This window comes from Klebsiella sp. 28, from assembly GCF_018223905.1.
GTDB classification, from domain to species: Bacteria; Pseudomonadota; Gammaproteobacteria; order Enterobacterales; family Enterobacteriaceae; genus Klebsiella; species Klebsiella pneumoniae.
In genome coordinates, this window is the sequence record NZ_JAGRQY010000193.1 from 1 (window position 1) to 13,380 (window position 13,380).

General features: G+C 59.4%; 12 protein-coding genes and 2 pseudogenes. 6 read left to right on the plus strand and 8 right to left on the minus strand.

From position 1 onward, the window contains the following. Both glnQ and ybiO read left to right on the plus strand, forming a co-directional pair. A pseudogene (gene glnQ, locus KHQ28_RS25245) lies at nt 1–274 on the plus strand (glutamine ABC transporter ATP-binding protein GlnQ); the annotation flags it as partial. A 111-nt stretch (nt 275–385) separates the two neighbouring features. Next, a complete protein-coding gene (ybiO, locus tag KHQ28_RS25250) occupies nt 386–2,581 on the plus strand; it encodes a mechanosensitive channel protein (protein WP_023312880.1) in 2,196 nt (731 codons plus the stop codon). Nucleotides 2,582–2,583: 2 nt separating this feature from the next. On the opposite strand, the gene rlmF is transcribed toward ybiO, so the two are convergent. Continuing rightward, on the minus strand, nt 2,584–3,498 hold the full coding sequence (gene rlmF / locus KHQ28_RS25255; RefSeq protein ID WP_002895831.1) for a 23S rRNA (adenine(1618)-N(6))-methyltransferase RlmF: 915 nt from the start codon (nt 3,496–3,498) through the stop codon (nt 2,584–2,586). Between the two features lie 96 nt (nt 3,499–3,594). On the opposite strand from rlmF, the gene KHQ28_RS25260 reads away from it, so the two are divergent. From KHQ28_RS25260 to ybiJ, 4 genes are all read left to right on the plus strand, one after another. After that, nucleotides 3,595–4,209, plus strand: a complete 615-nt coding sequence (locus KHQ28_RS25260) for a flavin reductase family protein (protein WP_002895828.1) — start codon at nt 3,595–3,597, stop codon at nt 4,207–4,209. A 139-nt stretch (nt 4,210–4,348) separates the two neighbouring features. Continuing rightward, the gene (locus KHQ28_RS25265) at nt 4,349–4,609 is read left to right on the plus strand and encodes a DUF1471 domain-containing protein (protein WP_032419493.1); all 261 of its coding nucleotides are present in this window, start codon (nt 4,349–4,351) and stop codon (nt 4,607–4,609) included. Between the two features lie 20 nt (nt 4,610–4,629). Then, on the plus strand, nt 4,630–4,896 hold the full coding sequence (locus KHQ28_RS25270; RefSeq protein WP_002895824.1) for a DksA/TraR family C4-type zinc finger protein: 267 nt from the start codon (nt 4,630–4,632) through the stop codon (nt 4,894–4,896). A gap of 285 nt (nt 4,897–5,181) precedes the next feature. Further along, nucleotides 5,182–5,442 (plus strand): DUF1471 family protein YbiJ, encoded by a 261-nt coding sequence (gene ybiJ / locus KHQ28_RS25275; protein ID WP_004176772.1) that lies wholly within the window; start codon nt 5,182–5,184, stop codon nt 5,440–5,442. 109 nt (nt 5,443–5,551) lie between these two features. Here the strand turns inward: ybiJ and ybiB are convergent, their stop codons facing one another. The 7 genes and pseudogenes from ybiB to KHQ28_RS25310 all read right to left on the minus strand — a co-directional run. Further along, complete coding sequence (ybiB, locus tag KHQ28_RS25280; RefSeq protein ID WP_032419160.1) at nt 5,552–6,520, minus strand: DNA-binding protein YbiB; 969 nt, start codon at nt 6,518–6,520, stop codon at nt 5,552–5,554. Between the two features lie 29 nt (nt 6,521–6,549). Next, nucleotides 6,550–8,706 (minus strand): annotated as a pseudogene (dinG, locus tag KHQ28_RS25285) (ATP-dependent DNA helicase DinG). A 187-nt stretch (nt 8,707–8,893) separates the two neighbouring features. Continuing rightward, nucleotides 8,894–10,249, minus strand: coding sequence for an ATP-dependent RNA helicase RhlE (rhlE, locus tag KHQ28_RS25290; protein WP_004151702.1), 1,356 nt, complete (start codon nt 10,247–10,249; stop codon nt 8,894–8,896). Nucleotides 10,250–10,463: 214 nt separating this feature from the next. Then, nucleotides 10,464–11,456, minus strand: a complete 993-nt coding sequence (locus tag KHQ28_RS25295) for a transketolase family protein (protein ID WP_004176778.1) — start codon at nt 11,454–11,456, stop codon at nt 10,464–10,466. After that, a complete protein-coding gene (locus KHQ28_RS25300) occupies nt 11,456–12,301 on the minus strand; it encodes a transketolase (RefSeq protein ID WP_002895753.1) in 846 nt (281 codons plus the stop codon). The genes KHQ28_RS25295 and KHQ28_RS25300 overlap by 1 nt, the downstream gene beginning before the upstream one ends. A gap of 13 nt (nt 12,302–12,314) precedes the next feature. Next, entirely contained in the window at nt 12,315–13,064 is a 750-nt protein-coding gene (locus KHQ28_RS25305; RefSeq protein ID WP_002895750.1) for an SDR family NAD(P)-dependent oxidoreductase, read from the minus strand. A gap of 50 nt (nt 13,065–13,114) precedes the next feature. Then, nucleotides 13,115–13,380, minus strand: a 266-nt coding sequence (locus tag KHQ28_RS25310) for an MFS transporter (protein WP_211777723.1), incomplete at its 5' end; no start/stop codon positions are given.

The following is a 13,380-nucleotide window of genomic DNA, read 5'->3' on the forward strand; positions in this document are numbered from 1 at the left end:
GCTGGCGGTGAAGCCGAAGATGATGCTGTTTGATGAACCGACCTCCGCGCTCGACCCGGAGCTGCGCCATGAAGTGCTCAAGGTGATGCAGGACCTGGCGGAAGAGGGCATGACGATGGTGATTGTGACCCACGAAATCGGCTTTGCCGAAAAAGTGGCCTCGCGACTAATCTTTATCGACAAAGGACGAATTGCTGAAGACGGCAATCCCCAGGAGCTGGTGAAGAACCCGCCCAGCCCGCGCCTGCGTGAATTCCTGCAACACGTCGCCTGACCCACAACGGCTCTCTCCCCCACGATGAGAGCCGCTTTTCCAGAATCCTCTTCCCTCCCCTTCCGCCAGCGGCTTCTATACTTACCCGTTTACGTTGCAACGGAGGTGCCCATGCCGTGGATCCTGCTTTTGCTCGCTGCACTGTTTACTGCCCCGCTTTCCGCCGCCACCCTGCCCGGCGTGCCGACGGCTAACACTGATAAAAACAGCGCCAGCGAACCCGATGTGGAACAGAAAAGAGCGGCTTATGCCGCACTGGCCGATGTGCTGGCCAACGACTCCGCCCGTCAGGAGCTCATTGACCAGCTGCGTAAAGCAGCCGCCACGCCGCCGCCCGACAGCACCCCGACGCTGACGCCACCGGCGGTAAAAGAAGAGACCACGGTACTGGAGAACGTCACCCAGATAAGCCGGGAATATGGCGAACAGCTCTCATCACGCTTTTCCCAGCTGTGGCGCAATATCACCGGCTCACCGCATAAGCCCTTTAATCCGCAAACCTTTACCAGCGCGGCCTGGCATTTTTTACTGCTGGCCGGGCTGGTGTTTGCCTTCTGGTGGCTGGTACGCCTCGCGGCGCTGCCGCTGTATCGCAAAATGGGCGAATGGGGACGGCATAAAAACCGCGATCGCGGTAACTGGCTCCAGCTGCCCCTGACCATCGCCGGGGCGTTTATCATCGACCTGCTGCTGCTGGCGCTAACCCTGTTTGTCGGTCAGCTGCTAAGCGATCGCCTGAATGGGAATAACCCTACCATCGCCTTCCAGCAGAGCCTTTTCCTCAACGCCTTCGCGCTGATCGAGTTTTTTAAAGCTATTCTGCGGCTCATTTTCTGCCCGCGCATTCCTGCCCTGCGGCCCTTTAACCTCAGCGACGAGGCCGCGTCATACTGGAGCCTGCGCCTGAGCGCGCTCAGCAGCCTGATTGGTTACGGTCTGATCGTCGCGGTGCCGATTATTTCCAATCAGGTGAATGTTCAGGTTGGCGCGCTGGCTAACGTCATCATCATGCTGTGCATTACGCTGTGGGCGCTGTACCTGATTTTTCATAACAAAGCGGTGATTACTCAAGGGTTGATCCACCTGGCCGACCACTCACTCGCTTTCTTTAGCCTGTTTATCCGCGCCTTCGCGCTGGTCTGGCACTGGCTGGCCTGCGCCTACTTTGTGGTGCTTTTTTTCTTTTCCCTGTTCGACCCGGGCAACAGCCTGAAATTCATGATGGGCGCCACCCTGCAAAGCCTGGCGATTATCGGCGGCGCGGCGCTGGTGTCTGGCATCCTGTCGCGCTGGATAGCCAAAACCATCACCCTGTCGCCCGCCACTCAGCGCAACTACCCTGAACTGCAAAAGCGGCTAAATGGCTGGATCTCCGCCTCGCTGAAGGCGGCGCGCATTCTCACCGTCTGTGTCGCCATCATGCTGCTGTTGAGCGCCTGGGGCCTGTTTGACTTCCGGGAATGGCTGCACAACGATGCCGGGCAAAAAACGGTGGATGTGCTGATCCGCATCGCCCTGATCCTCTTCTTCTCCGCCATTGGCTGGACGGTTCTGGCCAGCCTGATTGAAAACCGGCTGGCATCGGATATTCATGGCCGTCCGCTGCCCAGCGCGCGGGCCCGGACGCTGCTGACGCTGTTTCGCAACGCGCTGGCGGTGGTGATCAGCACCATCACGGTGATGATCCTGCTCTCGGAAATTGGGGTAAACATTGCGCCGCTGCTGGCGGGCGCCGGGGCGTTAGGGCTGGCCATTTCGTTTGGTGCGCAAACCCTGGTCAAAGACATTATCACTGGCATATTTATCCAGTTTGAGAACGGGATGAACACCGGCGACCTGGTCACCATCGGTCCTTTGACCGGCACCGTGGAACGAATGTCGATTCGCTCCGTGGGGGTACGTCAGGATACCGGCGCCTATCACATAATTCCCTGGTCCTCGATCACCACCTTTGCCAACTTCGTGCGCGGCATTGGCTCGGTTGTGGCTAACTATGACGTTGACCGCCATGAGGATCTGGATAAAGCCAGCCAGGCGCTGAAGGCGGCGGTGGACGATCTGCTAGCCCAGGAGGAGATCCGCGGTCTGATCATTGGCGAACCGTCGTTCGCCGGGCTGGTGGGGCTGAGCAATACCGCCTTTACGCTACGCGTCAGCTTCACCACCCTGCCGCTGAAGCAGTGGACGGTGCGTTTTGCCCTCGACACTCAGGTGAAAAAGCACTTCGATCGCGCCGGGGTTCGCGCGCCGGTACAGACCTGGCAGCAGCTGCCGATGCCGGGCGCCGACAGCCCGGCCGCCGAGTAGCGTTAGAATGGACGACGGCGTTTGGCGTCGTCCATAAAGCTCCAGGCGATAAAGCGACTTTGCTTTTGCCCCTGGGCCATCTCCTTTTTCACCACTTTCACTGCGCCGACCTCGGTCAGCAGGCGGTAGAGCGGCGGCAGATTATCGCCGCGCGACACCAGCGAGGTAAACCATTTCACCTGGCGGGCGAAGGCCTGGCTTTCGCGGATCATCTGCGAGATAAAGGCTACTTCGCCCCCTTCGCACCACAGCTCCTGCTGTTGACCGCCAAAATTGAGGCCACTTTCGGCGCCGAGTCCGAGGTTGCGGCGCTTGCGCTCGCCCCCCGCCCGGGCGCTCTCTGCGGAGTCATGGAACGGCGGATTACACAGCGTGGCGTCGTAGGTCTCGTTTTTATGGATCACGCCGTGAAAGATAGCCTGGCTCTCTTTTTGCCGGCGCAGGCGGATCTGCCGGGTCAAGCCCGGGTTGCCATTGATAATCGCCTGCGCGCTGGCGAACGCCTGCGGGTTGATTTCACTGCCGGTAAAGCGCCAGCCATACTCGTGAGCGCCGATCAGGGGATAGATGAGGTTGGCGCCGGTGCCAATATCAAGGATCGTGGCATCCTTCGGCACCTCGCCGCTATCCCCGGCCAGCAGATCCGCCAGATGATGAATATAGTCGGCCCGCCCAGGCACCGGCGGACAGAGAAAGCCGTCAGGAATGTCCCAGTGTTTGACCGCGTAGAAATGCGCCAGCAGCGCTTTATTCAACGCCTTCACCGCCTGCGGATTGGCAAAATCAATGGTCTGCTCACCCAGCGGATTGAGCGTAATGTAGCCCTGCAGGTCAGGATGGGCCTGGCAGAGCGCGGGCAGGTCGTAGCGTTGATGGTGGCGGTTACGCGGGTGTAACCCCGGTTTCTGGGCTTTCATGACAATCTCCTTTGAACAGCCGCGTAAGATACCCGTTGACGGCGGCGCGGTAAATAAGGGAGTCTGGATATCTCCATTATCCGTGACAGGTGCAGCATGTACTTTTATCAACCTTCGCAGGGCCACGGCCTGCCGCATGACCCGCTGAACGCGATAATCGGGCCTCGCCCGATAGGCTGGATCGCCTCGCAGGACGCCGAGGGCCAGCGTAATCTGGCGCCATACAGCTTTTTTAACTGCTTTAACTATCGGCCGCCAATCATTGGTTTCGCCAGCAGCGGCTGGAAAGACAGCGTGCGAAATATCGTCGAAACAAAGGAGTTTGTCTGGAACCTGGCGACGCGACCGCTGGCCATGGCGATGAATGAAACGTCAGCCTCGATTCCGCACCATGAGGACGAATTCGTGCGCGCCGGCCTCACCGCCGCCGCCAGCCGCCTGGTCAGCGCTCCCCGGGTCGCGGAGAGTCCGGTGAACTTTGAGTGCCGTCTGTCGCAGTGTATTCAACTCACCACCGCCGACGGCAACCCTGTCGATACGTGGCTGGTGCTCGGTGAAGTGGTTGCCGTGCATATTGATGAATCACTGCTGGACAACGGTATCTATCAAACCGCCCGGGCCCAGCCGATCCTGCGCGCCGGTGGCCCGAGCGCCTATTACGGTATTGATGACAGCCTGCGCTTTGACATGATCCGCCCTGACGCCCGTTAAATAATCTACCGGCCAGAGTAGCGCTCCCCTGCGCCGGTAGCATGCAAAACGCACTGTTTTGCATTAAACATTCCCTGTCGCGCGGTCTGGAAAGACCTACACTTAAGCTATGTCCCATGCGGTTTATGAGGATATGCTGATGAAATTCGTCTCGCTGCTGTTCGCCGCGGCGCTCACCGCTCATGCCACCGCGGCCTCTCCCCTGCCACCGCCACCCGTACTGCCCTATGCCGGGCCGCTCCGCCCTGTCGGCACCGTCTCCGCCTTCGGTGCCAGCACCCTGGACGACCTGGCGGCCGCCCTCGCGGATAAGGCCCACCGTCAGGGGGCGATAGCCTGGCGGATCAATGCCGCCAGCAGCGGTAACCGGCTGTACGGTTCAGCTATAATTTATCAATAACCTTTTACAGGAGGCAGACGATGGCATCAGGTTGGGCAGGCGACGGCGCCGTACAGGATCAGATCGACAGCACTATTGACGATGCGGTGGCTCGCGCCCGCCGCGAGCTTCCGCGCGGCGAAAGCAACAAATTTTGTGATGAATGCGGAGAGCCGATTCCGGAGGCCCGTCGACAGGCCATCCCAGGGGTCAGATACTGCGTGAAGTGCCAGCAGGAGAAAGATTTACATAACAATACATTTTCAGGATATAATCGTCGCGGATCCAAGGATAGCCAGCTACGCTGACTTTCCTTTACCGATTATGACAGCCTTTCGCATTATCTTTTCGCGCACATTTTTTGGCGGAAAAAGTTGCAATATGTGCCCTTAAGCGCGTCGGTCTTCCTCGCTACGCTTCGTGACGAAAAGAATGAGAAATAATTTATTAATAATCAGTAAATTATTAATCATTCAAAAAATTCGATGAAGACTGTGAATTTCCTTCGATTTTATCTCCCGCAGAAAAGCGTGATACTTATCACATCGACGGAACATCGTCCCCTGAACAGAACAACCTGCGAGAGATTAACTATGAAAAACATCAAATATGCTGCCGCTGCCATCGCTCTGACCGCTCTTTCCTTCGGCGCCTTTGCCGCCGAACCGGTTACCCCCGCTCAGGCTGAAAGCATGAATAAGATCGGCGTGGTGTCTGCGCAAGGCGCAACCACTTTAGATGGTCTGGAAGCAAAACTGGCTGCTAAAGCCGAAGCCGCTGGCGCGACCGGCTACAGCATTACTTCCGCTAACACCAACAACAAACTGAGCGGTACTGCGGTTATCTATAAATAATCGCTGCACCCATCTGTAAGCCACTGAATTAACCCTGAAAAGACCTTTAATACCCTTGCCTTGCCCGTCCGAGCCACCGGACGGGCTTTTTTTTATCCTGCAGATCCGATCACCAGCAGTCGTTGACGCGGCTGAGGCCCTGCTCCAGCGAGGTCACTTCCCCGCAGGCCAGCAGACAGCAGGCAAGCTGGATCTTCAACGAGTTGGGCACCGGTTCGACGCCAGCGACGCAGCGTTCAATCCAGCGCGCGGTGACCTCAGGGTCTTTCGAGGTCGGCAGGACCACCGCCTCCGCTGCCATCTCAGTCTGGCGTTCGTACAGCACCCGCACGCCCTGCTCATCAATCAGGCTGATCTGCGGACAGCGCTGCGGGTTGGCGTACACTTCGCCCTCGGTACCATGCATCAGCAGCGCGCGGCCACCGGTCTCGCGAAAGAAGTTCGCCACCCGGGGAGCATATTCCGGATGCGACACGCTGGAGAGACGCAATGCCTCCCCTTCGCCAAACGGCGTGGCCAGCTTGGCCAGGGTATGGGCGCTGTTGCGTACGCCCATCCGCCAGCGCATCGCCAGCTGTTTCTCCAGCGGCGGACAGAAGGCCCCCACCGGGATATACACCGGTTCATGGCCCTCCAGCTGCGCCTGAGCCTGTCCGGCGTGCAGGGTGGCCGGAATGTCCAGCAGGGTAAAAATGGTTTCGGTCAGCACCCGGGTGGGATCGTGACTGACGCCGTGAACCACCACCGGAAATCCCAGCTTGTGCAGGAGCATCGCCAGCAGCGGCGTGAGGTTCGCCTGCTTGCGCGCGCCGTTGTAGCTGGGGATAACGATCGGCATCGGCTTGCCGGCCGGCGGGGTCAGGCGCAGCGTATGCTGCTGCATCGCGGCGTAAAAACCTTTCATCTCCGCTTCGCCTTCGCCTTTAATGCGCAGGGCGATTAATATTCCCCCCAGCTCCAGCTCCGGCACCTCGCCGTTCAGCATCCGCGCGTAGAGCGCACGGGCGGTCTCTTCATCGAGATCGCGGGCATGATTCTTACCGCGACCCACCTCTTTTATAATTTTGCTGTACTCCATGGCTCCCCCTGGTGCATCACGCGCCGGCGTCAGCGACGTTTGCGGCCCGTCTGTTTTGCTGTCTGTTTTGCTTTCCGTTTTACTATAACCTCCGGAACGCCCGGCTGCTCTATGGGAAAAACAGGTAACGCGTTCAGTAGACGCGCGCCGTAGTTTTTGGTCAACAGACGCTTATCGTAAATCACCACCTCTCCCCAGCAGTTATGGCTACGGATCAAACGCCCCACCTGCTGAATAAGATTAAAGGAGGCGCTGGGCAAACTCTGTACCTCGAAGGGATAACGATTGAGGCTTTTCAGCCATTCGCCTTCGGTGATCACTACCGGGCTGTCGATGGGCGGAAAAGCGATTTTATGGATATGCACCTGGCTCAGCAGATCGCCTTTTAAATCGAGACCTTCGGCAAAGGACTGCAGACCCACCAGCACGCTGCGCTCGCCGCTTTCCACCCGTTTGCGATGCAGCTCCACCAGCCGGTAGCGCGGCTGGTCGCCCTGCACCAACAGCATCAGGCGCAGATCGGTCACATGCTCGAGGAAGCGGTTCATCGCCCGCCCGCTGGCAAACAGCACCAGCATCCCGAGATGTTTTTTGCTCTCCACCTGCTGGCGAAAATAGGCCGCCATCTCGGCAATGTGCTGCTCTTCGTTATCCATCAGCGGTTCATAACGCATTTGAGGAATAATAATTTTCCCCTGCTCCACGTGGTTGAACGGCGAATCCAGCGCCACGAAGCGGTCCCCCGCTTTCTCCTTCAGACCGCTCATCTCCTGCAGGCGCGAGAAGCTGTTTAGCGAGCGCAGCGTCGCTGACGTCACCACGATATGCGGCACGCTGCGCCACAGCAGCCGTTCAAGCTGATCGCTGACGCGGATCCCGACGCAGTGGAACCAGACGTGGATCTGGCCGTCGCGCACCACCCGCGTCGCCCATTTGGTTACCGGCGCGCCTGAGGACTGCGCCAGCGACGCCAGGCGCCACAGCTTGCTTTGGCTTTCAAACATGCCAAGGGCGCGGTTCATCTGCAGCAGCACCCGATGCAGGCGCACCACGTCATGGCTGCCGGTCTTTTCGCTGAGATCGTTCAGGAACAGCTCCGCCAGGCCGCGCAGCAACTCGGTGAGCTTCGCCAGCCGCTGGCAGATCTCCATCACCTCCTGCGGCAGTTCGCCCATCGGGAAGCGATGCTCCGCTTCCTGACCGGCGGGCATATAGAGATTGAGAATATTATTCAACGAAGCAATCAGCTCGAAAAGCTCTTCGCAATGAGCGGTGAGCCGCTCCGGATTGGCCAGCGGCGGCGTGGTTTTCGGACGAAACTGCTCCATGCAGGTGGCCACCAGCTTGCAGAACAGATCCAGCTGCAGGCGAAACCAGGGGGCGGTGATCTCGGCGCTCATCTCCAGCGCGTCGCGGGCGACGTCCGGCAGATGATGGCCTTCATCGAGGACCAGCAGCAGGTTTTTCGGTTCCGGCAGCACCGCTTCGCTCTCCATCGCCGCCATCACCAGCGCATGGTTGGCCACCACCACTTCCGCCTCCTGAATTTCCCGCCGCGCCACAAAGAACGGGCACTCGCGATAGTAGTGGCAGTTGCGGTTCAGGCAGCTGGCCTTATCGGTGCTCAGCCGGCTCCATAGCCCATCGTCGATGGCTTTGTCGGTATGGTCGCGCAGGCCGTCCCAGCGGTAGCTGTCGAGATCCTGCTTCAGGGTCGCTCACAGCTTCTGCTCCGCCTGATTATTCGGGGTGAGATCGTCATCGAGAAAGGCCAGCAGATCCTGCTGCGACGGCTCGGTGCTGGCCAGCGCCGTCAGGTTGCGCGGACAGACGTAGCGTCCGCGGCCAAAGGCGGCGGTGAAGCGCAGGTCGGGAATGATTTTACGCAGCAGCGGCAGGTCCTTACTGTAGATTTGATCCTGCAGGGCGACGTTGGCGGTGCTGACCACCAGCGTTTTTTGTTCCTCGCGGGCGATGGCGATGCCCGGGATCAGATATGACAGCGTTTTGCCGACACCGGTCGGCGCTTCGATAGCCAGATGCCTGCCCTCTTCCCCGGCAAGGGTTTTCGCCACATCGGCGATCATCTGCCGCTGCGGGGGACGCGGAATAAAGTCCGGGATCTGTTCCTGAAGCGCCTTATACCAGGCGGCGATTTGCGCTTTCAGCGCAGCGGTCAAAGCCATGAGAAAACCTGAATACTGTATAAACAGCCACTATTGTGCCATTTTTGCCCGCCAGGAGGTATTGCTTTCTGCGGAGTGTGGAAGCCTGCTCGACAAATAGTGTAATGGAAAGAAAAAGGCCCGCCGCCGCGTAGCGGACAGACGGGCCTGAGCCGGGGCGCGTTATCGCGGCCCGGACATCAGCGTGTTATTCGCCAGCCGGTTTACGCGGGCGACGGCGGCGCGGCGGTTTGCCGTCCTGAGTGCGCGCTTTCGGCGCCTCGCCGTCCTGACGGCGCGGGGCATTATTCTGGCTGCGCGGCTGTCCGCTGCGTCCCTGACCCTGGCCGCCGCGCCCCTGACCTTGCCCACGACCGCCGCCGCGCTGCTGGCGACCGTTCTGGATAGGTTCGGCTTTAATGGACGGATCCGGCTCATAGCCGGCAATCGCGATGCGCGGGATCTCTTTTTTCAGCAGGCGCTCGATATCGCGCAGCAGCTTATGCTCATCCACGCACACCAGCGATAAGGCTTCGCCGGTGGCCGCCGCGCGACCGGTACGGCCGATACGGTGGACGTAATCTTCCGGTACGTTCGGCAGCTCGTAGTTCACCACGTGCGGCAGCTCTTCGATATCCAGACCGCGGGCGGCGATATCGGTCGCCACCAGCACGCGAATGCCGCCGGATTTAAAGTCGGCCAGCGCGCGGGTACGCGCTCCCTGGCTCTTGTTGCCATGGATCGCCGCGCTGCGGATGCCGTCTTTGTTGAGCTGTTCCGCGAGGTGGTTGGCGCCATGCTTGGTACGGGTAAACACCAGCACCTGCTGCCAGTTGCCTTCGCCGATAAGCTGCGACAGCAGTTCACGCTTGCGGTTCTTGTCAACAAAATGGACGTGCTGGGTGATCTGCTCGGACGCGGTGTTACGACGCGCCACTTCCACTTCCAGCGGGTTGTGCAGCAGTTTCTCGGCCAGGCCCTTGATCTCGTCGGAGAAGGTCGCCGAGAACAGCAGGTTCTGTCGACGCGCCGGCAGTTTGGCCAGTACGCGACGGATGTCATGGATAAAGCCCATATCCAGCATACGGTCCGCTTCGTCCAGCACGAGGATTTCAACTTTATCAAGACTGACGGCGTTCTGATGTTCGAGGTCCAGCAGACGGCCCGGGGTGGCGACGAGGATGTCGACGCCGCCGCGCAGCTTCATCATCTGCGGGTTGATACTCACGCCGCCGAAGACCACCAGCGAGCGAATATTTAGGTATTTACTGTAATCGCGGACGTTCTCGCCCACCTGCGCCGCCAGCTCACGGGTCGGGGTCAGGATCAGCGCGCGCACCGGACGACGGCCCTTTGCGTGCGGCTCATTCTGGATCAGGCGCTGCAGCAGCGGCAGGGTAAAGCCCGCCGTTTTACCGGTGCCGGTCTGGGCGCTAGCCATCAGGTCACGGCCCTGCAGTACCGCCGGGATCGCCTGCTGCTGGATAGGGGTCGGCTCAACGTAGCCCTGCTCAGCGACAGCGCGCAGGATATCGGGATTCAGGCCAAGGGAATCAAAAGACATAACAACTCCGAACCGCCCCGGCCCGGTGAAGGGCGTAGTTTTCAGGGAGATTATTGCGATAAGAGATGGCAAAAACCACAATGCCATGAAGGGGCGCAGTCTAGCAGATTTTGTGACAGGCCGCATAAAATCTGCAAAAGAATGCCGCGCCTGGCTGGCGGGCATGAGAAGGCCGCCGAGCGCGCTCAGCGGCCAGTGGGTCATAGCAGTGCGGTTAACGCAGACGATACTTAATTTTTTCGACAATCTTCGCGGTGGAGATGCCGTAGCGATCGTGGAGGGTCGGCAGGGCGCCGGCTAACAGGAACGCGTCGGGCAGCCCCACGCTATCCAGCTCACAGCGTACGCCCTTACGCATCAGCAGCGCGGCCACCGCTTCCCCCAGGCCGCCGACCGCGGTGTGGTTCTCCGCAGTTACCACCAGGCGGCCCGGCTTCGACGCCTGTTCAATAATCGCTTTCTCATCCAGCGGTTTGATGGTCGGCACGTGCAGGACCGCCACGCCGATATTATCGGCCCGCAGCTTTTCAGCCGCCTCCAGCGCGCGCATGGTCATCAGCCCGGAGGAGATAATCAGCACATCGTTGCCGTCCTCCAGCAGCTTCGCCTTACCCAGTTCGAACTGATAGTCATATTTATCCAGCACCAGAGGCACCTTACCGCGCAGCAGACGCATATACACCGGCCCCTGGTGATCGGCAATGGCCGGTACCGCCTGCTCTATCTCCAGCGCATCGCAAGGATCGACGATAACCATCCCGGGGATACCGCGCATGATCGCCAGATCTTCGGTGGCCTGATGGCTGGGGCCATAGCCGGTCGTCAGGCCCGGCAGCGCCGCGCAGATCTTCACGTTCAGATGCTCTTCGGCGATGACCTGGTGAATAAAATCATAGGCGCGACGGGTTGCAAAGGCGGCATAGGTGGTGGCGAAAGGAATAAATCCCTCCTTCGCCATCCCCCCTGCCGCCGCCATCAGCAGCTGTTCGGCCATGCCCATCTGGAAAAAGCGATCCGGGAAGGCCTGGGCGAAAATATGCAGGTCGGTATATTTTGACAGGTCCGCGGTCATGCCGACGATGTCCGGGCGCTGCGCCGCCAGTTTTGACAGCGCGACGCCGAAGGGCGCAGGGACGGTCGCCTGGCCTTCATCAGCAATCGAGGCGATCATCGCCGACGTTTTTAAACGGGGTTGACTCTGGCTCATTACAGCACTCCTTCCGGTTTGTTAGCGTCCAGCACCGCGATCGCTTTTTGCCATTCGTCGGCATCGACGCGAATAAAATGGTTTTTATCGCGGGTTTCGAGGAACGGCACCCCTTTGCCCATCAGCGTGTCGCATAAAATGACCCGCGGCTGATTGCCGGAATAACTTTTCGCGTTGTCAAAGGCGGCCATCACCGCCGGCAGATCGTTACCGTCCACGCGCTGTACGTACCAGCCGAAGGCGGCCCATTTATCCTGCAGCGGCTCAAAGCCGAGGATTTTGCGTGAATCGCCGTCAGCCTGCTGTTTGTTGACATCGACAAGGTTAATCAGGTTGCTCAGGCCATAGTGAGCCGCCGACATCGCCGCCTCCCAGGTCGACCCTTCGTCCAGCTCCCCATCGGACATGGAGTTGTAGACCCAGGCCTTACTCTGTTTCTGCCGCAGCCCGAGCGCCATGCCGACGGCGATAGACAGCCCCTGCCCCAGCGAGCCGCCGGACATCTCCATCCCCGGGGTGTAGGTCGCCATGCCGGACATCGGCAGGCGGCTGTCGTCGGAGCCGTAGGTTTCCAGTTCGGCTTCCGGGATAATGCCCGCCTCCAGCAGCGCGGCATAATAAGCGATAGCGTAATGGCCATGAGAGAGCAGGAAGCGATCGCGCCCCTCCCACTCGGGATCTTCCGGGCGATAGGTCATGGCATGGCTGAAGGCGGTGGCGAGCACATCGGCATAGCCCAGCGCCTGGCCGATATAGCCCTGCCCCTGCACTTCCCCCATTTGCAGGGCGTAACGGCGAATACGCCACGCCGCCGCGGCGACTTTTTGTGATTCGGTCATCTTCATCTGTTTGCCTCGCTTAGTGAATTAACATGCCGCCGTTAACGTCCAGGGTGATGCCGGTGGAGTAGGAGGAAAGATCGCTGCCGAGGAACAGCGCGGCGCGCGCGATGTCTATCGCGTCGCCAAGGCGGTTCATCGGAATGCCGGCAAGAATGTTGGCCGTCATGTCATCAGTCAGCTTGCCGGCGGTAATGTCGGTCTGAATCAGCCCCGGGGTGATGCAGTTAACGCGGACGTTATCCGGGCCAAGCTCGCGCGCCATCGCCCGCGCCAGACCCAGCACCCCGGCTTTTGCCGCGCTGTAGTGCGGTCCGCCAAAGATACCGCCGCCGCGCTGGGCGGAGACGGACGAGATGCAGACGATGCTGCCGGATTTTTGCGCCCGCATGGTGGGGATAACCGCCTGCGACATCAGCAGCGTGCCGCGCAGGCTAACATCAAGCACCGCGTCATAGTTGGCGCGCTTGATATCCATCAGCTTCAACGGCTGGGTAATCCCGGCGTTATTGACCAGTACATCAACCCGACCGTATTTCGCCAGGATCTGTTCGATGGCCGCCTGCACCTGCACTTCATCAGCGACGTTGGCCGCCAGGCCGAGATGGCCTTCGCCTAATGCCGCCGCGGCGGTTTTACTGGCTTCGCCATTGAGGTCGATAATGACCACTTTCGCGCCGTTTTCGGCGAATAATTTCGCAGTCGCGAAGCCCAAACCGCGTGCGGAGGCCGCGCCAGTAATAATGGCGACTTTATCTTTTAATAACATAGTTTCACTCCATGACATTACGTCATATTAATTAACAGGATATATTTCCGTTATTGTGGTTCATCGAGGAAAAGAATCACCACCAAACCAATGGCGGCGCAGATACCAAAATAGGTAAATACAGAATTAAAACTCCCAGTTTTATCAAGCAAGAAACCAGCCGCCATCGGCGCGACAAATCCACCGAGGTTGCCGCCGCTATTAATTATGGAAGAGGCGATTGGATAGGTTTTGCTATCCGAAACGGCCATACCGTACGCGGTAAAGGCTGGCCAGCCGATATTTAAACAAAAGCCGACAAAGAATAATCCAATAC

What these genes read in the sequence shown, in the direction of transcription:
- rhlE (WP_004151702.1), bottom strand. Translation starts at nt 10,249, where the DNA reads ATGTCTTTTGATTCCCTTGGCCTGAATCCCGATATCCTGCGCGCTGTC.
- KHQ28_RS25260 (WP_002895828.1), top strand. Translation starts at nt 3,595, where the DNA reads ATGTACTTTTATCAACCTTCGCAGGGCCACGGCCTGCCGCATGACCCG.
- KHQ28_RS25305 (WP_002895750.1), bottom strand. Translation starts at nt 13,064, where the DNA reads ATGTTATTAAAAGATAAAGTCGCCATTATTACTGGCGCGGCCTCCGCA.
- rlmF (WP_002895831.1), bottom strand. Translation starts at nt 3,498, where the DNA reads ATGAAAGCCCAGAAACCGGGGTTACACCCGCGTAACCGCCACCATCAA.
- ybiO (WP_023312880.1), top strand. Translation starts at nt 386, where the DNA reads ATGCCGTGGATCCTGCTTTTGCTCGCTGCACTGTTTACTGCCCCGCTT.
- ybiB (WP_032419160.1), bottom strand. Translation starts at nt 6,520, where the DNA reads ATGGAGTACAGCAAAATTATAAAAGAGGTGGGTCGCGGTAAGAATCAT.
- KHQ28_RS25300 (WP_002895753.1), bottom strand. Translation starts at nt 12,301, where the DNA reads ATGAAGATGACCGAATCACAAAAAGTCGCCGCGGCGGCGTGGCGTATT.
- KHQ28_RS25265 (WP_032419493.1), top strand. Translation starts at nt 4,349, where the DNA reads ATGAAATTCGTCTCGCTGCTGTTCGCCGCGGCGCTCACCGCTCATGCC.
- KHQ28_RS25270 (WP_002895824.1), top strand. Translation starts at nt 4,630, where the DNA reads ATGGCATCAGGTTGGGCAGGCGACGGCGCCGTACAGGATCAGATCGAC.
- ybiJ (WP_004176772.1), top strand. Translation starts at nt 5,182, where the DNA reads ATGAAAAACATCAAATATGCTGCCGCTGCCATCGCTCTGACCGCTCTT.
- KHQ28_RS25295 (WP_004176778.1), bottom strand. Translation starts at nt 11,456, where the DNA reads ATGAGCCAGAGTCAACCCCGTTTAAAAACGTCGGCGATGATCGCCTCG.